Below are 24,589 nucleotides of genomic sequence, written 5' to 3'. Positions count from 1 at the left end.
AATCAAGATGGCCAAACTTTTAGAACGGCAACAGAACTAGTGCCTAAATGAACTATCGAATAAAGAAAAGAATAGAAAGCTTATGATCGAGGTTAAACCACGCCATAACGGTTTGGAAAGAGGTGGATTGCCATTTGAGGTACATGTTCATTATGTGTTCTCGTTTCGGTTAGCAATATAAGACGGCAAAGAACGCTACTCTATGCCGGTGATTTAACACCACGATAATAACAATTAACACAAACAATCGGTAGTCTGTTTATGCAGATTACCTATGATTAATTGTCCTACTTGTACACTAATCCCACCGCCACGATAGTATTATCATACCCTGCTATACTTTCACTAATTGAGTGCAACACCACTTAATTGAAGCAAGTAATAGTGATTAATAACAAAAAACGGCATAACTTGTTGATTTTTATTTGAATAGATTTGGAACAACAATTGCTTGAAGTTTCTTTATTTCGACAAGTTAATAACCATATAAGGACGTATATGTACCAGAAATCAATCGCCTCAGTTGGTTTGTTTCTTATTTCAATCAACACCAACGCAGCACAGCAAATCACCGACGCTGTCGCTCCAGAACTTACCAGTAAAGTATCGGCTAAACAGCAAGTCGTCGCTGAACAATATATGGTTGCGGCAGCAAACCCGTTAGCGGTACAAGCCGGTTATAACATATTGAAAAGTGGAGGCAACGCTGCCGACGCGTTAGTTGCAGTTCAAACCGTGTTAGGTCTAGTTGAGCCACAGTCCTCTGGATTAGGGGGCGGCGCATTTTTGGTTTACTACGACGCACAAACTAAAAAGATGACCACTTTTGACGGCAGAGAAACTGCACCGCTTAATGTCAAGCCAGAATTATTCCAAGACGAAGATGGCAAGCCTCTAAAATTTTATGATGCGGTTGTGGGTGGCCGATCGGTTGGTACACCCGGAACCGTAAAACTGATTGCAACAATGCACCAAAAGTATGGAAAGAAAGAGTGGGCCGAATTATTTGAACCAGCTACTAAACTCGCAACTAATGGCTTTGCTGTATCCGAGCGGTTAGCTTCTTCTATACGTAATGATAAAGATCGTTTAAGTCGATACCCCGAAACCAAAGCGTACTTTTTTACCCCTGATGGTGAGCCTTTATCGCAAGGCAGTCTTTTGAAAAACCCCGCTTATGCCCAAACATTGACCACTTTAGCAAAACAAGGTGAAAGCGCTTTTTATCAAGGTCAAATTGCCAAAGATATTATCGCCAAAGTGACCGGGATTGACGATAATCCGGGCTATCTTTCTCAACTCGATTTTACTCATTATAGTGTCGTAGAACGACCAACAACTTGTGCCCCTTATCGACAATACGATATTTGTGGTATGGGTCCACCAAGTTCAGGCGCATTAACTATAGGGCAAATTCTTGGCATATCAAACCGGTTTGATTTGAGAGAAATGGGGCCAGACGATCCAATTTCTTGGCAAATACTGGGCGACGCTTCCCGACTTGCCTTCGCTGACCGAGGTCGATATATGGCCGATACCGATTATGTCCCTGTTCCTGAAGGATTATTAGACCAAGACTATTTGGCCAGTAGAGCTTGGTTGATAAAAAAAGGACAAGCATTAGAAACGGTTAGCCCAGGTGAACCACCATGGGCAGATAAAGTCGCACTCGCAGATGATCAATCTCTTGAACTACCGAGTACCACACATATCGTTATTGCCGATCAACAAGGTAACATTATCTCAATGACGAGTACTGTAGAAAACGGTTTTGGCTCTCGGGTGATGAGTAATGGATTTATCCTAAATAATGAACTGACTGATTTTTCATTTGCCACTCATAAAAATGGCTACCCTATTGCTAATCGAATTGAACCGGGCAAACGTCCACGCTCATCAATGGCACCGACGATTGTAATGAAAGATGATCAACCTTATATGGCAATAGGGTCTCCAGGCGGTTCTAGAATCATCGGTTATGTTGCTCAAACCTTGGTGGCACACCTTGATTGGGGAATGGATATTCAAGAAGCGATTAATATGCCGCATATGCTAAACCGCTTTGGCACTTATGATATCGAACAAGGTACCTCGGCAGAAAAGTTCAAGCAACCACTTGAAGAGATGGGATTCAAAGTTAATATCCGTGACTTAAATTCTGGCTTACAGGCTATTTTATTTAAAGATGGTCAGTTAATTGGCGCTGCAGATCCACGCCGCGAGGGAATAGCTTTAGGTGATTAAGCTTCTACTTTAGGTGATTAAGCTTCTAATAGCGATAACAGTTGAAAATTAATATATCGTTAAGAATCGATATATCTTTAAGAATTGATAAAAAATTAAAACCGTCAAATAGCTAAAAAGGCCTGTTATCTTAAATGATAACAGGCCTTTTCTTTTAACTAAATTCGACAATAATAACCTTACTAATATTACTCAGCATGGAAATCAATTTTGTCTAACCAACCTTTCGCTGCGTCCGCATCTTCAGTTAGGCTCAAAATACAGCGCAATGAGTTAGGATGATTAGCCACATTTTTTTCAATCCTAAAAGTATGCTCTCCAATTTGTTCAAGGTGATCCTGAACTAGATCAACCTCTTTACTGATGCTGCCCGCTGTCGTTTGTTTGACTAAACTTTTAACTAATCGTTTAAATAGAGATTCTGATTGTTGCTGATATTTTTTATCTTCAATAGACGTTGTAATCAACAGGGCTTTGACTTGTTCTTTTTGACTACAAATATAATAAGCATAACCGTTAGAATTCATCATATTGTTAGGGTCAACTTTCAACAACTCACTGAGATAAATTGTGCCGTCTTCAACACTTATTCTGCTACGTACCGGTTTCAGTCCAAACTCTGACAGATAACGCGTTGTACCTAAAATTGTCCAGCTCATTGCAAACCTCTAAAATGATAGTCGATGGAATGGGATCTAAACACGTCAATCAAGCTGAATATATAATGAATTTTACATAATAAATTCTCATATTTGAAAACAATGCTATAACAGCTACTCTAATTAAACATCTCATCCACTATAACGGAAATAGTCAAAACTGTGCTAACAAACTAACCGCAAAGTAGACAGCTAAAAAGGAATGCCAACCAGCTTAACCTCCGAAACCGGCCAGTGTTGATTGAGTGGACGAACCATCGTATGCCCCGTCACAGTCCATACATAATCAGTGTTCAGTGCTTTCAGATTATTCACACTCTTATAACCACTGGAACCGTACACCTCAACATCGCCAAATAACACTGAAAATGCATCACCTTGCGCTAACCGATCTAGATGAATTTTGTCCAACAGATTTTTAACTAAACCTTGCTTTCTATATTCTGCGGTCACACACACTTCAGCTATCCCACAAATAGGAACCGCTATTTCATTTATCTGCACTTGTTTGTCATGCACCGCTATATGGGCGGCTAATTGATCACCAGCCCAAAGGATATAACGGTGTTGTGGCATATCATTATAGTAACGTTGTTGGCTGAATATCTCCGAATCGTTATTTTGAACAAAGCAATGACTCAACAAGTGCCGTAATTTTAAATCTAGACTATCTGAAACATCACTATCTTTAATGTATTGAAATTTCATTCATCTTGTCTCTCATATTAACTTGGCTAACGGTTAACTAGACTAACGGGCTAGACTGATGTGGTCATTAATACCGCTTATTCACACGGTGGAGCAAAATGAATCACCGCTAGACCACCTAAAGATGTTTCTCGATATTTCTTGTTCATATCTTTACCAGTTTGATACATAGTATCAATTACTTTATCTAATGATATCAAACCTTTACTTGTTCTTTTTAACGCCATTCTGGAAGCATTTATCGCTTTAACTGCGCCCATTGCATTTCTTTCAATACAAGGAACTTGCACAAGGCCACCAATAGGGTCACACGTCATTCCTAGTGAATGTTCCATTGCTATCTCTGCGGCAATGCATATTTGTTCATTGCTGCCACCTCTTAGCGCAGTTAATCCTGCTGCCGCCATTGAAGAAGAAACACCAATTTCACCCTGACACCCTACTTCGGCGCCAGAAATAGAGGCATTCATTTTATACAACATACCAATGGCTGCTGATACCGCAAGAAAATCTTTAATCTGGTTTAAATCAAGTTCTTTGATAAAGGTATGGTAATACATTAATACGGCAGGAATAACCCCTGCGGCACCATTGGTTGGAGAAGTAACAACCTGACCACCCGCTGCATTTTCTTCACTTACAGCAAAAGCGTAAACATTAATCCAGTCCATGATTTCCATAGGATCGCTATGTAACGCATGATTTGCTTCGAGCTTTTTTAACAACGCCGGCGCTCTACGAGTTACGTTTAAGCCCCCTTCCAGAATCCCTTCCGTTTGCAATCCTTTATCAACACACGCGGACATAATCTGCCATATTTGTTCTGCTCTATCATCAATCTGTTGTTGTTCACGAAAAGCGAGCTCATTTCTCAGTACTAAACCACCAATACAGTAGCCATTTTTCTCAGCTTGTTTGAGTAATTCTTCGGCAGATTTAAAAGGAAACGCAAGTTGAACCGATTGTTTATCCGAACCATTGAGCATTTCTGATTCTGTTGCAATAAAGCCACCACCAATCGAGTAATACGTTTCGTTAATTAACTCGCTACCATCTGAAGAAAAGGCCGAAATAACCATGCCATTTTCATGCAATGGAAGGTTGTCAGAATGGAAGATAATATCGTGTTCAAAACTAAAGGTTATGACTTGATCGTGTGGTAAGACTAATTGATTGTTCTCAACACAGTGAGCATATTTTTGGTTAACTTGCTCAATATTGATATTATCTGGTTTGTTACCCATTAAACCGATCACCGTGGCTCTATCGGTGTGATGTCCACGACCGGTTAGTGATAATGAGCCATACAAATTGATATTAATCTTATGCACTTGATTGATAATAGATGCAATTTTTTGACTAAATTCAAAACCTGCAATCATAGGTCCATTAGTATGTGAACTGGAAGGACCAACACCGATTTTGTAGATATCAAAGATGGATAACATTGTCTTTACTCTTTAAGGTGAAATTAAGTGGATGAGTTCATCACATGTAATACTGGCTCGTTTTTAATGAGCCGAATATAAAATAAACGATAAAAAAATGACAGCTTCGCAACTGTCATATTGAGCAACTTACAAACAATAAACCGCCAAAACTACAAATGTTGTGCATACTGATTTCAACTGCACGTAATTGACGCTTCGAATATTTAATGACCTTTTTGGTTAACTTATTATCGATAGGTTGTTAATTTTACGTCAGCAAACCGCTCTAATAACTCAGCTTTAGACAAATGCGCGGTTTCTTCAATAACTGTTCGAGTTAGATGCGGAGCAAATTTTTCTATAAAATCATACATATAGCGCTGTAAATAGATGTTTTTATTATAGCAAAGCCATGCGTAACAATCCGGAACCAAACCTTCTAGAGAGCGAACGGTAATAGAATCGCCCATGGTATGCTTCGCAACCGAGGCAATGATTCCTACCCCAACACCAAGACTGACGTATTCTTTTATCACGTCAACGTCCATTGCGGTCACGATATAGTTTGGATCAAGACCTTTTTGCTGGAAGGCATTATCAATCGCGGTGCGACCTGTCGATTTCAATTCATAGCTAATCAGTTTTTCTTGTGCAATTTGCTCTAGCGTAATGTTTTCAACGGTTGCGAGCGGATGGTCCGAGGCAACAATCAAGCTTAATGACCACTTATAGACAGGCAACATCACTAAATCGGTATGTTCCTCAACATCTTGAGCCACAATAAAGAGATCCGATGGCCCAGTAGGTAAAGTCTTACCGCGCGAACTTGGTTCAATAGTTCCCATATGAAGCGATACTTTGGGGTAACGATTCATAAAATAATGCACGCTGTTAGGCAGCAGAAATTTGGCGATAGCATTGGTCGTATAGATATTCAGACGACCTTGATCTGGCGAGGTCATACTGGCAGAAATAGACCGAATTCTCTCTTCTATATGCAGCAATTTTGTTGCTTCATGAATGATCTCTTTGCCAACCTCTGTTGAGCCAGACAAGTGTTTACCACTTCTTTCAAAAATTTGTACACTGAGCTCATCTTCTAACAAAGCAACCTGTTTGCTTATGCCAGGTTGAGAGGTAAATAACTTCTCTGCGGTTAAAGAGATGTTATACCCATTTCGCTGTATCTCACTAATATAACGAAGTTGCTGCAGCTTCATTGTTGAATCCTTATTGTGGCTATTATCGCCCGACAAACACTTATCTATGGAATTACTGGTTATAACAAGATTAGTCTAATAAGAGCAAGCAAATCCGTAAACTCACTGAGCAAATTGCTTAGCGGTACACTATTGTTCAGACGGATAAAAAGTGACTTAACCCAACGTTAAGCTCTAACACTACACATTAAAAGCATCCATGCTGTTTATGATACAAGATTGAATTTCTCGGGTGGAAGCACTTTGCACTCTTCCCTTACGCATAACCAAATCTATAGAAGTATCAAGGGCATGCATTCCCTCCACTGCAACAGCAGTAAAGAGCCCTGCCCGTAACTCTTTTGTTACGCATACTTTAGGTAATAAAGTCCCACCTAAACCCACTTCAACAAAGCTTTTTAACGCTTCAAAAGAGTTACACTCTAACGAGGTTTTCAAGCGTATGTGTTGGCGCACTTCATACAAGTCAACGGCTCGGCGAATACTAAAACTGTCATTAAGTAACGCTAATGGGATATCGGCTAACTGTTCTGGCGTGCATTTGTCTAATGCAGCCCAAGAACTAGCGTTGGGAACAAGTAAACTTAATTCCTGAAATGGGCAAGAATATAGAATATCGACCTTAGGATCAGGTTTAGAATTGAGCAACAAGCCAATATCCGCTTGTTCATTCTTGATACTATCGATGACGTCATCGCCACCACCAATCTGTAAAACCAATTTAACGCCGGGATGTTTTTGAGAAAACTGAGCTATAACGGTATTAATCAAATCAGGAATAAAACCGCCACCAACAGAAATTCTCAACGTGCCTGTCTGCAAATGCTCAAGTTCTGAGATTTGCGAAATAAGCACATTTCTTCTTTTATTTACATCTTTAATGTATTTCGCAAGATATATTCCAGATTCTGTTATCTGAATACCGCGACCCACTCGATCCATCAAACGAACATCGAGTTGAGATTCGAGCTGAACTATTTTGCGACTGATAGCTGAAGGAGAAACGTGCAAAATTTCAGAGGCTGCGCGAATACTCTGCGTTTTAGCCACCACCTCAAAATATTTTAATGCACGTTCGTCCATAATATCCTTACAAAAAGTTAGTTCGAAAGTAAATTCTGTACCAATTTAATCCAAAAATTGGCACCAATCGGCAATACATCATCATTAAAGTCATAGTTTGGACTATGAAGATTATGACAATGATTATCGCTGCCATTTCCCAACCAAATATACGCACCGGGACATTTCTCTAGCATGAAAGAGAAATCTTCACCGCCCATACTTGCTGGTGGATTGAGGTGTACCTGATTAATCTCTGGCATACTTTCTAATACAGTACGACATTTTTGCGCTTCTTCAGCTGTATTTATTGTTGCAGGATAACGCCTTGTGTACAGAATCTCGGCTTTACAGCCTTGAGATGCACACACACCATCTACCACTTCTTTCATACGTGTTTCTATTAAATCACGCACCTCTGGGCAGAATGAACGGGTGGTTCCTTTCAATGTTACTTCTTCAGGAATAACGTTATACGCATGGCCACCATTCACCTGTGTAACACTGATAACACCAGATTTTTGCGGATCTAAGTTTCGACTAATTACGCCTTGAAGCGCATTAATAATCAAACTAGAGGTATAGACCGGATCGATCGTATCATGTGGCATAGCCCCATGGCCGCCATTACCGATTACACGAATGTCAAAAGTATCAAACGATGCCATAACAGCGCCATCATGAACGGCAGCACTGCCCGCAGGCAATGCTGGCCAATTGTGTAGGCCATAAACTGCTTTCACCGGAAATAACTCGAACAAACCATCTTCGATCATCGCTTTCGCACCCGCTTCATTTTCTTCTGCAGGTTGAAATATAAAATGAACGGTACCCTTAAAGTCTGGCGATTCAGCTAACATGATGGCAGCACCTAACAACATAGTTGTATGCCCATCGTGGCCACAAGCATGCATTTTGCCTTCATGTTTAGAGCAATGCGAAAACGTATTCAACTCACTTAAATCTAACGCATCCATATCCGCTCTGATAGCAATTCGTTCACCTGAACCTAAATTACCATGCAAAGTTGCAACAACACCAGTGCCACCTAATCCTCTATGGACTTCCATTCCTGACTTAGTCAGGATGTCTGCAACGATTTCGGATGTTCTAAATTCTTGGTAAGCCGTTTCTGGGTTAGCGTGAATATCTCGCCTCCATTGTATAAGTTGCTCATGGAGTTCAGAGTTTTTTTCGATGTATTCTGTCATAGCCTTTACTTTCTTAGTTGTTGTTTATTTTAATGTTAATTGTTAGCTATCAAACAACGCGAATTACAATAGCGCGTTTGCAACCAATGTTGAACCAACAAATGTTCCGGTAAAAATCAAAATAGCAATGACTACAATCTTAATACCTGCTGTTTTAAAGGTAGTAATTTCTTGCTTAGTAATGGCAATACCCGCATAGGCTAATACCGGACTAACTAAACTTAGAAAATCAATGTCTCTAACATAGGTAAGAATTGGTTCAGACAACGGAGAAGCAGGTATCGTTAGTAACACACTTACTAATGATAACCACGCAACCGAAGGTAAATAGAAAGGCATGATTTTAGCGATTGCTAAGCTAACGATCACCATAGCAAAAATTATGGCCATACCAGGGAGTGCTGACAGCGGATTGATTCCTGTACCAGCCCAGTTACTAATAAGTGCAATAACACAAACGATGGCTAAAACCATAGCGTAATCAATAAGGTTAATGCTTGAGTTTATGTTCTTTTTAACTGCTGTAGTCGTCATGTTGATTACTCCGCTACCGTTTTAGTTTCTGGTTTATTCTTTATTGTCAAAAGCGTGTATAGTTTTTCTGTTAACGGTAATGCGATAAACAGACCAACAAATAGACCCGTTGCATTGGTCAGCAAGTTACTCGCGCCAGCCAGTGCTAAGATTTCATCTTTCATTGCAGGAACTGTCTCACTTAATGCAGCAGAACAAGCCGCAGTCATACTGCCACTACCAACACCACAAGCCATAGCTAATGCACGGATATCAAACCATTCAGTAGAAGCCAATACCGAAGCTAACACAGCGAAATACAAGGTACCAAACATGGTTCCCATGACATAAATGCCCATTACACCGATACCTTCTGGGCTTTTCAGTCCGTATTTATCAGAAATAAGAGCGATATTTGGCTCGCGTGCGATAGAGAAACAAGCACCAACAGATTCTCTGCCCATTTTTAATAGTAAAATAGCAACAGGCATTGCAACTAAGATTGTTCCCAAGTTGCCTAGTTCCTGAAAAATCATTGCTGGACCAATAGCCAATATTTTATTTAACGACGGTCCAATAAGAGTGCCGAATTTAGCTAAAAAAGGGAGAACCGAAATAATAATGATTGGTGTAGCACGTTCAGCTTGTTTTGAGGTCAAAATGACCTTAGCTTTACTGATAACATTTGGGTTAAGCAGTAAACCAATAATAAAGGCATAAAATAGAGGTAAAAGCACAACTACAATACCACCACTTAATGGTATTTTTGCTACGCCAATGAGCTCGGCAATAACCGATATTCCTATCACCAAAAGGTGAAGCTTCCAGTTGGTTAACTGGTTTTTCAAACTGTCCATAGTTATATTCCTAATTTAAATACATAAAATTACTCGCGCAAACGATTAAATCATAACTATGTTGACAAAACTAACACTATAAAACCAACGAATCGTTCTAAAAAACGCAACAATAGAGTAAATAAACGTAAAAAACATCAAGAGACATATTAAGACTGGTAGCCAAAAATTGAATAAAAAAAACGTACACACATAGACATGTGCATACGTTTATTTATTTTTTGAGATTAATTGTGACTTGATTTAAGCTTTTAGTCGCATAAAACGTAATTATTCTTCGTTCGCAACTTCTGACCAAGCAAGTACTCCACGTACCGCTCTTTTCCAGCCATTATAACGTAGCGCACGTTTTTCTTCGTCATGAGCAGGTACAAATGTTTTGTCAATTTCCGCCTTGTTAGACACTTCATCAATACCGTCCCAGAAACCTACCGCTAACCCTGCTAGATATGCGGCACCTAACGCGGTAACTTCAGTCACTTTCGGTCTTAGAACATCAGTATCTAAAATATCGGACTGGAACTGCATCAAGAAGTTATTGGCTACTGCTCCACCGTCAACACGTAAAGTCGCCAATTTTATACCCGAATCCGCTTGCATTGCGTCAATAACATCACGGCTTTGGTAAGCAATACTTTCTAATGTTGCACGGATAAGATGGTTTGAATTAGTGCCACGAGTCATACCAACGATTGTACCGCGAGCATAAGCATCCCAATATGGCGCTCCAAGCCCAGCAAAAGCTGGTACGACATACACACCATTTGATGAATCAACTTTAGTTGCAAAATATTCAGAATCTTTTGCATCTGAAATTAACTTCATTTCATCTCGAAGCCATTGAATAGAGGCTCCGCCCATAAATACAGACCCTTCTAGCGCGTAAGCTACTTCGCCTTTTGGCCCACAACCTAGCGTGGTTAACAAACCATTTTTAGACGTGATTTTTTCTTTACCTGTATTCATTAACAAGAAACAACCTGTACCGTAAGTATTTTTCGCTTGTCCAGGTTCAACACACATTTGACCAAACAACGCGGCTTGCTGATCTCCAGCAATACCTGCTAAAGGAATACGAGTACCACCTTTACCACCAATGTTAGTTTCACCGTAGACTTCCGACGATGATTTAACTTCTGGCATCATAGATAGAGGAATGTTGTATTCTTTAAGGATTTTTTCATCCCACTTCAATGTATTGATGTTAAATAACATAGTACGAGAAGCGTTTGTATAATCAGTAACATGTACACGACGTTGAGTCATTTTCCACAATAGCCAGGTATCGACTGTACCAAACAGTAATTTACCTGCTTCTGCTTGCTCTCTAGCACCTTCAACATTATCAAGGATCCATTTTACTTTTGTGCCTGAGAAGTAAGGGTCAAGAACAAGTCCTGTATTTTCTTTAACGTAATCTTCGAAACCATCAATTTTTTTCAAATCATTACACATATCGGCTGTACGACGGCATTGCCACACGATCGCGTTGTAAACAGGTTCACCCGTTTCTTTGTTCCAAACGATAGTTGTTTCACGTTGATTGGTAATACCAATTCCTGCCACTTCATCCGAACGAATACCTTTTTGTCCAAGGGCTTCAATTAAAGTCGAACTTTGAGTTGCATAAATTTCTAATGGATCATGTTCCACCCAACCCGCTTGTGGATAGATTTGAGTGAACTCTCGCTGCGCAACACTAACTATATTTGCATCGTGATCTAAAACCACAGTGCGTGAGCTGGTTGTACCTTGGTCTAGCGCAACAATATATTTCTTAGTCATATTAGGGTCCTTCGTTTCACTTTTTATTTGGAGTTTATTATTTTGTTTAGATTACTGGATTTATTAAGCTTTTGCTTTCTCTTCGGTGTCTTCAATATCACACTCTTCGCATTGATTTGGGATAGTACAGCCAATTCCTTCTGTTGGTAAATATGCACCGATCACTTTTGGATATAACCATCCACCGAAACAACCACCTAAAATTGGAGCGACAATTGGAACGATGAAATACGGAATATCTTTGGCACCTGTTAACGCATAATCCCAGCCAGCAAAATAAGCAAACAATTTTGGTCCGATATCACGAGCAGGATTCATTGCAAACCCTGTTAGTGGACCAAGAGAGCCACCTATAGTCGCCACTAGAATACCAATAAGTAATGGGTTCATTGGCCCACGATTTGCACCATTATTCTCATCACCTAACGCTAAAATGCCGAACACTAATACTGCAGTAATAACAAACTCAACAGCAAATGCCCCAGAAAATGAGAGTGAAGGGTTAGGATAAGTAGAAAATATGCCCGCAGTAGCAAGTGCTTCTGGCGTGTTACGTGCAATACCGTTTGCAACTTCCCAGTCAACAAATAAGTTACTGTACAAACTATATACTAACGCTGCAGCACAGAATGCACCTGCTACTTGCGACGCAATATAAGGGAGTACTTTATGTTTTTCAAAACCATGGAATGCAGCCAGCGCAATGGTAACCGCGGGATTAATATGCGCACCTGAAACACCAGCGGTACAGTAAACGGCAAGCGCAACAGCTAAGCCCCATACAATACTGATTTCCCATTGCCCAAATTGTGCACCCGTTAGAACCAAAGCAGCAACACAGCCGACACCGAAGAATATAAGCAAACCGGTACCTATAAACTCAGCAATGCACTGCCCCATTAATGTATGATCTTTTTTAATAGCCATAATCTTTTCCTTGGACGTTGAATCACTACTCAGCAATGAGTAATGTGTTGGCTATTTTATACAGAAACGTTCGCATAGGAATTCGCTCAGATCTCAAATGTGCGTACGAGCATGAAAAATGTTCCAATTATGTTCTAATTTGTTAAATAACGCACACTTTGCCTATTTAATTAGGTTTTAAGCACTTTATTCATGTTCATTCGCTATATAGAGCCAATGAATTCGATAACGCTCTCACAATTAAATAACATTTAGTTAAACATTATTTAGTGTTTGAATTTATACATGTTCGCAGTAAACTCTAGATTACTAAAAGAGTGAATGGAGTGGAGTTATTGAAAGCAATTAAACGTCACCAAGAAATTATTGAATTAGTCAAAACTCACGGTTATGTGAGCACCGATGATCTAGTTGATAATTTTAATGTTAGCCCGCAAACCATTCGTCGCGACCTAAACGAACTTGCGGATTTGAATAAAATTAAGCGTAATCATGGCGGCGCAACGATAGTAACCAGTTCTGAAAACTCGTCATATCAATCTAGAAAAGTCTCTAACCAAGCAGAGAAAGAACGAATAGCAGACAAACTCATCGAACATATCCCTGATGGATCGACGCTATTTATTGATATAGGGACGACACCGGAAGTTATCTCTAAAGCATTGATTAAAAATCACCAAAACTTACGCATTGTAACCAACAATATAAATGCGGCTTCTATCCTTATGATTAAAGAGGATTTTAAAGTCATTTTAGCGGGCGGTGAAGTACGTAGTCGCGATGGCGGAGTGACAGGTGAAGCGACAATGGACTTTATTTCTCAGTTTAGATTGGACTTTGGTATTTTGGGTATCAGTGGTATTGATTTTGATGGTTCTCTGCTAGATTTTGACTACCACGAAGTGAGAGTAAAAAAATCTATTATAGAAAACAGTCGACGCGTTATCCTTGGAGTTGACCATACCAAATTTGGTAGAAATGCCATGGTAAAATTAGGTGGAATTGAAGAAGTTGATCTAGTGATTACTGACCAACAACCCGCAGAAGAAATTTGCTCAATACTAAAAGAACATAACATTCTGTTAGAAGTCGTCTAAATTTCACTCAAAAACTATGCTCGTTTGTTGAAGCCAGTTATATATTTTACTGGCTTTTTTTGTTCCTTCGCATGAAATCACACAAAACCCTATCATAGATCACTATTTCTTCACTTAGATATCAATTTAAAATGCTCATACGAACATTTGTGACTAAAATCTCGAACATTATCGAAAACAAATGACACAATTACCGTGCGTTAATGATAAGTGAGATTGGCAATGAAACCGACAGCTCGATACGAAACCGACGTTATTATAATTGGTGGTGGTGCCACCGGGACGGGCATAATGCGAGACTGTGCCCTGCGAGGTATAGATTGTATATTACTCGAAAAAGATGACCTCGCATCAGGAACAACTGGGCGAAACCACGGCCTCCTTCATTCCGGAGCTCGTTACGCCGTCACAGATCAACATTCAGCCAAAGAGTGTATTCAAGAAAACAAAATCTTAAAAAATATTGCTCGTCATTGTGTTGAAAGTACCGACGGCCTATTTATCACCTTACCTGAAGATGATCTTGGTTTTCAGGATACCTTTATCAAATCCTGTAACAGCGCAGGAATAGAAACACAAAAACTCACCCCAAAAGAAGCTCTATTATTAGAACCAAACACTAATCCTGAATTAATCGGCGCGGTTAAGGTTCCTGACGGAACACTTGATCCGTTTCGACTATGTGCTTCTAATGTCCTCGATGCTAAAGAACATGGCGCACGCCTATTTAGCCATTCTCTAGTGACATCACTAATACGAGAAGGCGATCAAGTTATTGGGGTTAACTGCATTAATTCGCGCTCTAAACTACCATTTCAAGTTTTCGCTCATGAAGTCATTAATGCGGCAGGAATTTGGGGACAAAATATCTGTGAATACGCTGATTTGAATATCAAAATGTTTCCGGCTAAAGGTGCATTGCTCATTTTAGATTATCGTATCAATAACTTGGTAATCAATCGATGCCGTAAACCCTCGGATGCGGATATTCTCGTACCGGGCGATACTATCGCTATCATAGGTACGACTTCTGAACATATTGATTATGATAAAATTGATGACTTGCACGTTACCGCCAAAGAAGTAGATCTATTACTTGAACAAGGCGCAAAACTTGCTCCAATTATGAACAATACTCGCGTACTACGTGCGTACGCCGGGGTTAGACCACTGGTTTCTGTTGATGATGATGGTAGCGGCCGTAATATCAGCCGTGGAATAGTCTTACTTGACCATGCTGAACGCGACGGATTAAATGGGTTAACTACAATTACCGGCGGTAAATTAATGACTTACCGCTTAATGGCAGAACAAGCGACGGATGTTATCGCCAAAAAACTTGGCAATAACACGCCATGTGAAACACACATCCAACCTCTTCCTGGCTCAAATGAATCACCAAAACAGATTAAAAAAACCGCAAGCATTGCTAAGCCAATTTACGAATCCGCGGTCTATAGACACGGTGAAAGAGCCATTTCTTTTTTATCCGAACAACCTAAAAGCCAAGCTATTATCTGCGAATGCGAAATGGTAACTGCTGGTGAAATTGAATACGCGATAAAAAAACTCGATGTGCATAATTTGGTTGATTTACGCCGTCGAACCCGTTTAGGAATGGGGCCTTGCCAAGGTGAACTTTGTACTTATCGCGCCGCAAGCTTGTTTGAAGAATATGGCAACATCTCGGGGCACCAATCCGGGCAACTATTAGTCGATTTCTTAGAAGAACGCTGGAAAGGTATTAAACCTATCTTCTGGGGAGATGCCTTACGAGAAGCTGAATTTAGCTATTGGATTTACCAAGGATTGTTTGGTGCAGGTGACATTCCTGCGGATCAAACCTCAATGCTAGCTAGCCAAGAGGAAGAAATTTAACATGTTAAATTACGACGTAATTATTATTGGTGGCGGGGTTGCCGGATACGCTGCGGGCATGCAATGCCTTGAGTATGGATTAAAAACAGCAATTATCAGTAGTGGCCAAAGTGCGCTGCATTTCTCTTCTGGCTCAATAGATTTGCTTTCACATTCTCCAATTACAAATCAACCTATTCGCTTCCCTATCAAAGAAATAGCTAAACTTGAACAACAGTTACCAAACCATCCGTATGCAAAATTAGGGGTAGGTAAAGTAATAAACGCTTTGGACTGGTTCCAAGCAAAAATGGAAGATGAAGGGCTACCATTAAGCAAACTTGATTCACTACAGAATCATTATCGCATCACCACAATGGGGACACTAAAACCTACTTGGCTGTCACAGCCTTTTGTGCGAAAAATTGATTATAATTTTGATAACTTAAAAAGTATCAAACGTATTGTTATGCTCTCTGTGCAAGGCTTCCGAGATTTTCAGCCACAAATTGCTCAAGACAACTTAAAAAGATACGCTGAATTCTCCGCTATCCCCATCGAAACCATTAATGTAACGCTTACTGCATTCGGCCAATTAAATCGAAATCCTCATGATTTTCGTTCGATAGATATCTCTCGAATATTGAGAAATGACCATCAATTTAAAGAGTTTGCCGACCAACTTATGTCAGCTGCAAATACGGACGATCTGGTTGTACTACCTTCTATTATGGGCAACGGAGATGGACTGACTTTATTAAACAAACTGAAAGACTACACTAAGCTAAATTTCCATGAAGTACCCACTATGCCCCCATCTTTATTAGGCATACGCATTGAAGATACCATGATGCGTACTTTTATCAAAAATGGCGGAGGACTGCATAAAGGTGATGAGGTACTCAATGGCAACTTTGAAGAAAATAACGGAACCTTAGCGCTATCTAGCGTGAATACCAAAAAAATGGGTGAGTTCCCCTTGTCAGCCGAGCACTTTATTTTTGCGACGGGTAGTTTTTTCAGTAAAGGCCTTGTTGCTCAACAACAACAAATCGTCGAACCGATTTTTGATTTGGATATGTGCGATATTGGTGAGCGCCCTAACTGGCACCAAAGTGAATTTTTCAGTCACAATCCGCATGAATTCCTTTCGTTTGGAGTGCAAACAGACGAACAATTTTTGCCCTATATACAAGGAAAAAAAGTCCGTAATCTTTTCTGCGCGGGTGCAGTGTTGTCCGATTACAATCCAATCAGTCATGGTTGTGGGAGCGGTGTCGCGATTAGTACCGCATTTAACGCCGTAGAGAACATTATTACCGACCGAACAAGAACCATGCAACTGAAGGAGGCGACAGTATGAATATCGCCAATAGAGACACCACATTTGACCAATGCATAAAATGCACCGTTTGTACTGTATATTGTCCGGTCGCCAAAGAGAACCCCGACTACGCCGGTCCAAAACAATGCGGCCCTGATGGAGAACGTCTCAGAATCAAAAGCCCTGAATTTTATGACGATATGTTAAAACTCTGTACCAACTGCAAACGTTGCGAGACTGCTTGCCCATCTGGCGTGAGAATTGGCGATATTATTGCTGTGGCTCGTGGAGAATATGGTAAAAAACCAATCAACCCCAAAACCGTACGAGATTATGTATTAAGCCACACCGATCTGTTTGGTTCTATAGCCACACCATTTGCTCCAATAGTGAACAAAATCACTGAAATCCCAGTGGTTAAAAAAGTCATGCATAAAACCATTGGTGTGCATGACCACAAATCGCTACCTAAATATTCACATGGGACGTTTCGCCGTTGGTACAAAAAACAAGCACCAGACCAAACGGCCTTTAAACGGTATGTTAGCTATTTCCATGGATGTTATGTAAATTACAATCATCCGCAATTAGGCAAAGATTTTATCCAAGTATTAAATGCGATGGATTTTGGCGTTCGCTTACTGGATAAAGAAAAATGTTGCGGTGTACCGTTAATTGCGAATGGCTTTCACGATAAAGCCAAAAAAAACGCCGAATTAAATGTTAAAAACTTAGAGAAAGCAGTAGAGGAAAACACTCAAGCGATCTTATCTACCTCGTCAACTTGCTGTTTCACATTACAAGATGAATATCCTCATGTACTAGGTGTAGATAATCAAAAAGTAGTGAAAAAAATCAGCTTCTTTAGCCGCTTCTTACTGCAACAATTTATGAGCGGCAATGTACCAAAAATGAAGCCGCTAAACAAAACTATTGTCTACCATACTCCATGCCATTTAGAGCGCAGTGGTGATGTTGTTTTCACTATAGAAATATTAAAAATGATCCCTGGGTTAAACGTTATCATTTTGGATAGTGAATGCTGCGGTTTGGCAGGAACCTATGGTTTTAAAGAAGAAAACTATGATGTATCGATGAGAATAGGCAGCGGTTTATTTAAGCAAATCAACGACTCGTCTGCCGACTATGCGATTACCGATTGTGAAACGTGCAAATGGCAAATAGAGGAAAATACCAATCTCGATTGTATCCACCCTATCAGCCTAATTGCAGAGGCATTAAGCCAGTAAGTTGATTGCCTACGTCCGCTAAAAATTATAGTGAAGTCCTAAAATGCTCGTTTTTGACCTCTTAGGAGGTCTTTTTTTGCCCTACACTGAGCATTCAAACAAAGCCATGTAGAATACCTAAAATCCATAAGGTAGTAACTGCAAACCATAGCCAAAATAATTACCATGATTTAAAAAACATTAACTTTGTTTTAACCCTACCTCTATACTTGGCTCACATCACATATTGTTTGAACCGTTAAAAAAACTGAATCGATTTACGACCTTTACCGTTTTTCACCTGCTGCTCAGGTTGCTCTAGTTGGGAGGCATCTTTCTCTTGTTGAGGTTCACCCTGTTCAGTAAAGTCACTTTGTTCGCCCTTTAATTCTGCATCATTTTGTCGAGGTGAACCGTCATGTTCAAACGCTTGTTTTTCATGATCACTTAGTTGATATTCTTCATCCACTAAGTCGTGCTCAAACACTTCTGGCAATTCATCATCAACGTATTGCTGCTCTTGTCCACATAAAATCACGTAGTACTCTTGGTTAAATTCCACCAAATCACCGTCGTACATCTTTCGACGCTTTCTAGTTTCTATTTCTCCATTTACCGCTACATAACCTTCAGAAATAATGTGTTTAGCTTCACCGCCACCATTAACCAAGTTTGCAATTTTAAAAATTTTATATAGTTCAATAGGTTGGCTACTAACTTCGACACCAATTGCTTCAATTTCTACTTCATCGGATGCCAAATTTTCCGGCTGTTTATCGTACATTTCAGTGTGACCTATGGGAATAATTGCCCTTAGTGTAGCAAAAATTTATACACAGGGGGCGAAGGATGTGCAACCCAAGTAAATACAATACGCTGAACGCTTTTTATTAGCAAAAGCCTTGCTTTTGATCTTGTGCCTGCACTATTTGAAAGACGCCAGCAAGCTAAAAAACTTAACAAGATCTTAGTACAAAAATGAACCATTTTAGTAACAAAATAATTAAAACCACTAGTTACATTTGCGATAAAGTATTAACATAATACAAATAAAAAATGTACGCAGATATAAGATAACGTTATCTGTACAAATGTCGTTTTCACTGCCATCTATTTAAGGCGGTAATATCTAACCTAACGAACGGGCTTCTCTGCTCCAATTGGCCCATCTAACGAAAATATGAAGGAACATATGAAAACTCTTGATGAATTTATATTAGAGAAACAACACGACTTTCCAAATGCTAATGGTGAGTTAACCAGTTTACTGGGTTCAATAAAGTTAGCGGCTCAAGTGGTTAACCGAGAACTAAATAAAGCTGGGCTTGCCGATTTGTTAGGTCCCGTAGGTGGTACTAACATACAAGGCGAAGAACAGAAGAAAATGGATGTATTTGCCAACAACATTTTTACAGCCGCACTTGAAGCAAGAGACCAAGTGTGTGGTGTCGGAAGTGAAGAAGATGACGAAGTTGTTATCTTTAATAAAGAAATGAATCAAAAAGCCAAATATGTCGTATTGATGGACCCGTTAGACGGGTCATCAAATATCGATGTTAATGTCTGCGTTGGCACTATTTTCTCTATTTATGAACGTGTATCGGATGTCGGTACGCCTGCAATAATAGACGATTTCCTTCAACCAGGCTCAAAACAAGTCGCTGCAGGTTACGTTGTTTACGGTTCTTCTACTATGTTAGTTTACACGACAGGAAAGGGCGTACACGGATTTACGTTTGACCCATCTTTGGGTGTATTTTGTCTTTCGCATGAAGATATTAAGACACCTGATAACGGTAATATCTATTCAATTAATGAGGGCAACTACATTCACTTCCCTGATTACGTGAAGAAATATCTCAAATACTGCCAAGAAATTGACCAACAAGAAAACCGCCCTTATGTTTCTCGCTATACCGGCTCTTTAGTTTCAGATTTTCATCGAAACCTTTTGAAAGGTGGTATTTATATGTACCCAAGTTTTGCCAACTACCCTAAAGGCAAACTTCGCCTGCTTTATGAATGTAACCCACTGGCTTTTATTGCCGAACAAGCAGGTGGATTGGCGATAGACGGAGCAAACAGAATACTAGATTTAGACCCCAAAGAACTGCATGAAAGGTCACCATTTTTTGTTGGTTCTCCGTCTATGATAAATAAATTGCAAAACTTCGTCGATAACCAGTAAAAATCAATGAATCAGAGATCGTAATTTATATTATTAAGGTCTCTGTTATGTTTCAATGCCTGTTCAGTCTACCTTGCTGAGCACTGTACAATTTGGCTAATCTGATTAAATAATCATAACCAACACTTTTTGTAAAAAAACACAAACAACAATGGTATAAGATCCACCATTTGAAGTATCCTTGTGCGCCTAACGATTAATACGCTACCCAGACTATTCAGCTAACATTGAAATGGGTACATTAAACAATTAAGAGTAAATTCAGTGGGCGAGTTAAAGAAAGAAATTACCTTATGGAGTGGTTTAGGCCAATTATCTACCACTTTATTGGGTACCGGTTTATTTATGATACCTGCTATTGCTGCCGGCATAGCCGGAGAGGCTTCGTTATGGGCATGGTTAATTCTTTTTATTGCTGTCATTCCAATTGCACTCACTTTTTCTGCTCTAGGTAAACGTTATCCGAGTGCTGGCGGCACCGCTTTTTTTGTTCGTAAGGCATTCGGCACAAAATTAGAGCGTAGTGTGGGATGGTTATTTCTTAGTGTTACTCCGGTAGGCATACCTGCTGCAGTTGCTCTAGCCGGTAGTTTTGGCCAACAATTGCTACCCAACGCTCTCAATCAAAATCTTAGCGCGGAACTGATTACTATCGGCTTGCTGGTTACCGTTAATCTTATTGGCAGTAAATCATCGGCGCGCTTGCAAACTGTTATTGCCTTGGCCATTTGTGCGTTAGTGTCGCTATTTTGGATTTACGGCGACGTCAGTACTAACGATATAAACATGCCACCGTTGACGACCAATTCTATTATCCCTATTGCTTCTGCCTTAGGGGTTATGTTTTGGTGTTTCGTTGGCATTGAAGCCTTTGCTCATATGGGTGAAGAATTCAAAAACCCAGAAACTGATTTCCCACTGGCAATTATCTTGGGGTGTCTTTTTGCCGGAGCTATTTATTGGTGTTGCTCGGTGATCATTCTTAAGTTCCAAGCATATGGTACAGAAGAGCTAGCCTCCGGTTCAATTCCTTGGATAAGTGAACAAATTTTTGGTAGCAAAGGCGCTGTGCTTATCAGTGTTGTCGGCTATTTTGCATGCTTTGCTAGCTTAAACCTTTATGTACAAAGCCTATCACGAATGGCTTATGCCATTGCAAAAAACAACCACCCAAGCAATAAAATAGCTCGTGTCTCAAAACGTGGTGTCCCTGTGTTTGCCACTCTCAGTATTGCTGGTATTTTAATCTTAAGTGCCTTAATTGGTGAGATATTTGGTATAGATTTAGAAATGTTGGTTAAGTTAGCTAATGGTGTTTTTGTGCTGGTCTATCTATTAGCTATGTTAGCGGCGTATAAGTTGCTAAAAGGAATAAATAAAGCTTTATCTATGATCGCATTAATCATCACCGTTTTGGTATTCGCCTGTTTAGGATGGGCATCGTTATATGCGCTAACCGTGCTATTTTTTGTTTATTTTTCAGTTAGTTACATTGAGACCAACAAAGTAACTGCTTAACGGAAAACTTGCTTTATAATAGAGCAACCCACAAAGCCAACAGAAAACTACTGACAATGATTGAAGGGTCTCAATAGCGTAACACTTCAATCATTGTGGAGTGTTATCATCATTTGGCAAGTGTTCGCGGGTATAACAAAATGCAATTGACCTTGTTCAATCCTGTGTTCACAGCCGGTTAACAGGTCACTCATATCTGAATACCAATCCAGACTAACTGGAATGGCTTGCTCTGATTTATTGATAGCCACGAGCCCTTTATCACCTCTAGAAAAAATCAAGCAATCTTTATCACTCAGCATATTTATCATGGTTTCTCCATGAGTAAAATTATGAAAAGCTATCATTCTTGCCATTCGAGGATCTCGCCAACTGTTTAACCAACGAGGTTCGTTTGCTCGGTCTACGATACTACTGGTATTTAAATCGGTATAAATTAACGGCACCCCACCATCTCGACCTAAAATATAGCTGTAAGCTAACCATTCATTCTTTTCATCAAAAATCAGGTCTTGGAATACTTGATTATTGGGAATGTCGTGTGTGATAGCAAACGTTATGGCTCTCGAACTTGATAGAGCTTGACCGAAACTATATGGGTTAACCAAAGTGGTTAAATCGCCATCTTCTTGAAATGATTTGAAAACTGTAGTGAACAGTGGAAAATCATACGCTCCAAGTTGAGTACTCTCTAAATACGGTTGTAGAAAGGTCTTATATTCTTCTTGCGTCGCGCCACCATCAGTAATTATTTCACCAAAAATATGCACATCTTCCGTGATATCATTGGTCCACACCTTAGTTAAGTGTTCAATACTCATATGTTTCGCTGCATCGATACGAAAACCACTTACACCCATCGCTTTAAGCGCTTTTAAATATGCTTGTTGCATTGCAATCACGTGTTCATTCGGTCTCAAGGTAGGTAAACCTGGATCTTCTTGCCCTGCAGATATTCTACCGTTTTGCACTTGCCATTTATTTTTCCAATCTTCAATACCAAATGCTTCAACAAAATCATCTTCGGTAAATAATGGTTGGCTTAAATCACCAAATAACTTGAGCGCATGAACCCTCTGCCAATCTTGCTCATATAAGTGCCTATCCTTTTCAGATGGGTAATCCAAATCAGAACGCAAATACGCTTCATTTGCCATATGATTAAACACAACATCAGCATACACTCTGACACCGACTTCATTTAACGCCGCAACCATTGCACTGAAATCTTCAGTATTACCCAACTGATTATCAATAATACGATAATCTTGAGGCTGATATCGTTGCCACCAAGCAGTACCACTTTCATGCTGAAGAGACTTCATCGCAGGTGAAACTAATACGGTTTTATAACCTAATTGACTTATTTCTCGCGCATTTTTAGCAACTTGAGCATACGGCCAATCAAATGCATGCAGAATCACATCCGTCTTTTCGAAATTCGGACCGCTATTATTTAAAAAATCACTTAAATTCAAATTTTCAACCTTATTTGAGCATTGCATAACGCTCTCCTTTTATTAGTACTTGCTTTGAATAGCATCGGTTTGACGTCCCGATTAAGAGAGAAGCAAGTAACTTAGGTCAATATAACGCAAATTAGTCGGGCGAAATTCAAAATACTCAGCCCCATACGTAACCATTTCTCCCTAGTATAAGCACAAAAACGAGAAGTAAATCACCCTTTTTATGAAAAAATAAGGAGTAGGTACACAGGCGTAGATGGATTTTAACCTAAATAAACGCAACAATATGGCTAAGCTTGAGACACAAGCAATACTTAATTCCTTTATTCTGCTAACCAACATCGAGTTTGTCATATGTTAAATCCTCTTTGGTTAAACACTTTTCGAACCTTAGTCGAAGTGGAACATTTCACTAAAACGGCTGAGCAACTTTTTATGACCCAGCCTGGCGTTAGCCAACATATTAAAAAGTTGGAAGCTCAGTTAGGTACAGAATTACTACAAAAAATGGGCAAGCAATTTGAACTCACCGAAGCGGGTAAGCAAGTTTATCAGTATGCTTTATCACTACAAAACAACGAAAAAGCGCTAATAGAATCAATAAAAATCGACTCTCCCTACGTCGGTGAATGCCTGTTTGCTATGTCCGGATCATTGTGCATGCAATTCCAACCCATTTTTCTCGATAGGCAATTACAACATCAAGATTTGTTAATTTCATTAGAATCTGCACCAAATCATCGCATCGTAGAAGGATTACTCAGCGGTAAAGTTGAGATTGGTATCGTTACACAAAAAATTCCTACCTTACAATTAGAATATAAATTAATAGGTAAAGAAAAACTGTGCATTATTGTTCCTCAATCATTTGACACTCAGGAATGGACGTTAGAGAGTTTAAAAACGTTAGGGCTCATCCATCACCCAGATTGTGAACATTATCTACTGCAATATTTATCTTCGTTTAATCAAGAACATGAATTAAAAAACATTCGCAAAAGTGGTTATATTAATCAGTTGAGTCAAATACTTTACCCAGTAGCAAAAGGACTAGGTTTCACTATCTTACCAATGAGTGCCGTGACTGCCTTCCCTCAACAAAATGAAATACAAATTCTGCCCCTTAAAAAACAAATTGAAGAGCCTCTATATCAAGTAACAAAACGTTCACGTGAGCTCCCTGTCAGATACCATTGGTTTATCAATACGATGCAAGAAAGGCTCACTAGCACATAAATGACAACCTGCGCCTTTAATTGGTGCGCTGGGAATTTAAGCGTGCATTAATATGGTG

The 24,589-nt window shown here is 39.6% G+C and carries 19 protein-coding genes and 1 pseudogene; 8 read left to right on the top strand and 12 right to left on the bottom strand.

Annotation, left to right across the window (positions count from 1 at the left end; translation table 11 throughout):
- Positions 1-498: 498 nt before the first annotated feature.
- Positions 499-2,244 carry a gamma-glutamyltransferase gene (gene ggt, locus R3X26_RS02875; protein ID WP_317715623.1) on the top strand — a complete coding sequence of 582 codons (1,746 nt, stop codon included), beginning with the start codon at positions 499-501 and terminating at the stop codon, positions 2,242-2,244.
- Between the two features lie 188 nt (positions 2,245-2,432).
- Here ggt and R3X26_RS02870 read toward each other — a convergent pair whose 3' ends face one another.
- From R3X26_RS02870 to R3X26_RS02825, 10 genes are all read right to left on the bottom strand, one after another.
- A complete protein-coding gene (locus R3X26_RS02870; protein ID WP_317715622.1) occupies positions 2,433-2,903 on the bottom strand; it encodes a hypothetical protein in 471 nt (156 codons plus the stop codon).
- Positions 2,904-3,095: 192 nt separating this feature from the next.
- The gene (locus tag R3X26_RS02865) at positions 3,096-3,611 is read right to left on the bottom strand and encodes a GNAT family N-acetyltransferase (protein ID WP_317715621.1); all 516 of its coding nucleotides are present in this window, start codon (positions 3,609-3,611) and stop codon (positions 3,096-3,098) included.
- 77 nt (positions 3,612-3,688) lie between these two features.
- On the bottom strand, positions 3,689-5,059 hold the full coding sequence (locus R3X26_RS02860; protein WP_317715620.1) for an L-serine ammonia-lyase: 1,371 nt from the start codon (positions 5,057-5,059) through the stop codon (positions 3,689-3,691).
- A 230-nt stretch (positions 5,060-5,289) separates the two neighbouring features.
- Positions 5,290-6,261, bottom strand: a complete 972-nt coding sequence (locus R3X26_RS02855) for a LysR substrate-binding domain-containing protein (protein ID WP_317715619.1) — start codon at positions 6,259-6,261, stop codon at positions 5,290-5,292.
- A gap of 180 nt (positions 6,262-6,441) precedes the next feature.
- Positions 6,442-7,344: a LysR family transcriptional regulator gene (locus tag R3X26_RS02850; protein WP_317715618.1), complete on the bottom strand. Its 903-nt coding sequence runs from the start codon at positions 7,342-7,344 to the stop codon at positions 6,442-6,444.
- 17 nt (positions 7,345-7,361) lie between these two features.
- Positions 7,362-8,534, bottom strand: a complete 1,173-nt coding sequence (locus tag R3X26_RS02845; RefSeq protein WP_317715617.1) for a M20 aminoacylase family protein — start codon at positions 8,532-8,534, stop codon at positions 7,362-7,364.
- Between the two features lie 63 nt (positions 8,535-8,597).
- On the bottom strand, positions 8,598-9,068 hold the full coding sequence (locus tag R3X26_RS02840; protein WP_317715616.1) for a hypothetical protein: 471 nt from the start codon (positions 9,066-9,068) through the stop codon (positions 8,598-8,600).
- Positions 9,069-9,073: 5 nt separating this feature from the next.
- Complete coding sequence (locus R3X26_RS02835; protein ID WP_317715615.1) at positions 9,074-9,904, bottom strand: DUF3100 domain-containing protein; 831 nt, start codon at positions 9,902-9,904, stop codon at positions 9,074-9,076.
- Between the two features lie 270 nt (positions 9,905-10,174).
- The gene (gene glpK, locus R3X26_RS02830; RefSeq protein WP_317715614.1) at positions 10,175-11,689 is read right to left on the bottom strand and encodes a glycerol kinase GlpK; all 1,515 of its coding nucleotides are present in this window, start codon (positions 11,687-11,689) and stop codon (positions 10,175-10,177) included.
- A gap of 63 nt (positions 11,690-11,752) precedes the next feature.
- Positions 11,753-12,616: an MIP/aquaporin family protein gene (locus R3X26_RS02825; protein ID WP_317715613.1), complete on the bottom strand. Its 864-nt coding sequence runs from the start codon at positions 12,614-12,616 to the stop codon at positions 11,753-11,755.
- 335 nt (positions 12,617-12,951) lie between these two features.
- On the opposite strand from R3X26_RS02825, the gene R3X26_RS02820 reads away from it, so the two are divergent.
- The 4 genes from R3X26_RS02820 (at position 12,952) to glpC (ending at position 18,144) form a co-directional block, all read left to right on the top strand.
- Positions 12,952-13,713, top strand: a complete 762-nt coding sequence (locus R3X26_RS02820) for a DeoR/GlpR family transcriptional regulator (protein ID WP_317715612.1) — start codon at positions 12,952-12,954, stop codon at positions 13,711-13,713.
- A 222-nt stretch (positions 13,714-13,935) separates the two neighbouring features.
- Positions 13,936-15,591 (top strand): anaerobic glycerol-3-phosphate dehydrogenase subunit A, encoded by a 1,656-nt coding sequence (glpA, locus tag R3X26_RS02815; RefSeq protein ID WP_317715611.1) that lies wholly within the window; start codon positions 13,936-13,938, stop codon positions 15,589-15,591.
- Position 15,592: 1 nt separating this feature from the next.
- Positions 15,593-16,933 (top strand): glycerol-3-phosphate dehydrogenase subunit GlpB, encoded by a 1,341-nt coding sequence (gene glpB / locus R3X26_RS02810; protein ID WP_317715610.1) that lies wholly within the window; start codon positions 15,593-15,595, stop codon positions 16,931-16,933.
- Entirely contained in the window at positions 16,930-18,144 is a 1,215-nt protein-coding gene (glpC, locus tag R3X26_RS02805; protein ID WP_317715609.1) for an anaerobic glycerol-3-phosphate dehydrogenase subunit GlpC, read from the top strand. Before glpB ends, glpC begins: the two co-directional genes overlap by 4 nt.
- Before the next feature lie 504 nt (positions 18,145-18,648).
- Here glpC and R3X26_RS02800 read toward each other — a convergent pair.
- Positions 18,649-18,907 (bottom strand): annotated as a pseudogene (locus R3X26_RS02800) (RNA-binding S4 domain-containing protein); the annotation flags it as partial.
- A 408-nt stretch (positions 18,908-19,315) separates the two neighbouring features.
- Here R3X26_RS02800 and fbp point away from each other — a divergent pair.
- Together fbp and yjeH are read left to right on the top strand one after the other, a co-directional pair.
- On the top strand, positions 19,316-20,311 hold the full coding sequence (fbp, locus tag R3X26_RS02795) for a class 1 fructose-bisphosphatase (RefSeq protein ID WP_317715608.1): 996 nt from the start codon (positions 19,316-19,318) through the stop codon (positions 20,309-20,311).
- Positions 20,312-20,575: 264 nt separating this feature from the next.
- Entirely contained in the window at positions 20,576-21,829 is a 1,254-nt protein-coding gene (gene yjeH, locus R3X26_RS02790) for an L-methionine/branched-chain amino acid transporter (RefSeq protein ID WP_317715607.1), read from the top strand.
- Positions 21,830-21,915: 86 nt separating this feature from the next.
- Here yjeH and R3X26_RS02785 read toward each other — a convergent pair whose 3' ends face one another.
- Positions 21,916-23,334, bottom strand: a complete 1,419-nt coding sequence (locus R3X26_RS02785; RefSeq protein WP_317715606.1) for an alpha-amylase family glycosyl hydrolase — start codon at positions 23,332-23,334, stop codon at positions 21,916-21,918.
- A 315-nt stretch (positions 23,335-23,649) separates the two neighbouring features.
- Between R3X26_RS02785 and R3X26_RS02780 the strand changes: the two genes are divergently transcribed.
- Positions 23,650-24,531: a LysR family transcriptional regulator gene (locus R3X26_RS02780; RefSeq protein WP_317715605.1), complete on the top strand. Its 882-nt coding sequence runs from the start codon at positions 23,650-23,652 to the stop codon at positions 24,529-24,531.
- Positions 24,532-24,589: the final 58 nt, after the last annotated feature.

Source organism: Vibrio sp. TH_r3 (assembly GCF_033101115.1).
Classification (GTDB): Bacteria; Pseudomonadota; Gammaproteobacteria; order Enterobacterales; family Vibrionaceae; genus Vibrio.
This window is presented reverse-complemented; position numbering and strand designations above follow the sequence as displayed.

Excerpts from the sequence above, each read along its gene's own strand:
- R3X26_RS02825 (WP_317715613.1), bottom strand. The coding sequence starts at position 12,616 with ATGGCTATTAAAAAAGATCATACATTAATGGGGCAGTGCATTGCTGAG.
- R3X26_RS02785 (WP_317715606.1), bottom strand. The coding sequence starts at position 23,334 with ATGCAATGCTCAAATAAGGTTGAAAATTTGAATTTAAGTGATTTTTTA.
- glpC (WP_317715609.1), top strand. The coding sequence starts at position 16,930 with ATGAATATCGCCAATAGAGACACCACATTTGACCAATGCATAAAATGC.
- R3X26_RS02865 (WP_317715621.1), bottom strand. The coding sequence starts at position 3,611 with ATGAAATTTCAATACATTAAAGATAGTGATGTTTCAGATAGTCTAGAT.
- ggt (WP_317715623.1), top strand. The coding sequence starts at position 499 with ATGTACCAGAAATCAATCGCCTCAGTTGGTTTGTTTCTTATTTCAATC.
- R3X26_RS02855 (WP_317715619.1), bottom strand. The coding sequence starts at position 6,261 with ATGAAGCTGCAGCAACTTCGTTATATTAGTGAGATACAGCGAAATGGG.
- glpB (WP_317715610.1), top strand. The coding sequence starts at position 15,593 with ATGTTAAATTACGACGTAATTATTATTGGTGGCGGGGTTGCCGGATAC.
- R3X26_RS02870 (WP_317715622.1), bottom strand. The coding sequence starts at position 2,903 with ATGAGCTGGACAATTTTAGGTACAACGCGTTATCTGTCAGAGTTTGGA.
- R3X26_RS02835 (WP_317715615.1), bottom strand. The coding sequence starts at position 9,904 with ATGGACAGTTTGAAAAACCAGTTAACCAACTGGAAGCTTCACCTTTTG.
- R3X26_RS02860 (WP_317715620.1), bottom strand. The coding sequence starts at position 5,059 with ATGTTATCCATCTTTGATATCTACAAAATCGGTGTTGGTCCTTCCAGT.
- R3X26_RS02780 (WP_317715605.1), top strand. The coding sequence starts at position 23,650 with ATGTTAAATCCTCTTTGGTTAAACACTTTTCGAACCTTAGTCGAAGTG.
- R3X26_RS02845 (WP_317715617.1), bottom strand. The coding sequence starts at position 8,534 with ATGACAGAATACATCGAAAAAAACTCTGAACTCCATGAGCAACTTATA.
- glpA (WP_317715611.1), top strand. The coding sequence starts at position 13,936 with ATGAAACCGACAGCTCGATACGAAACCGACGTTATTATAATTGGTGGT.
- R3X26_RS02850 (WP_317715618.1), bottom strand. The coding sequence starts at position 7,344 with ATGGACGAACGTGCATTAAAATATTTTGAGGTGGTGGCTAAAACGCAG.
- glpK (WP_317715614.1), bottom strand. The coding sequence starts at position 11,689 with ATGACTAAGAAATATATTGTTGCGCTAGACCAAGGTACAACCAGCTCA.
- fbp (WP_317715608.1), top strand. The coding sequence starts at position 19,316 with ATGAAAACTCTTGATGAATTTATATTAGAGAAACAACACGACTTTCCA.
- R3X26_RS02840 (WP_317715616.1), bottom strand. The coding sequence starts at position 9,068 with ATGACGACTACAGCAGTTAAAAAGAACATAAACTCAAGCATTAACCTT.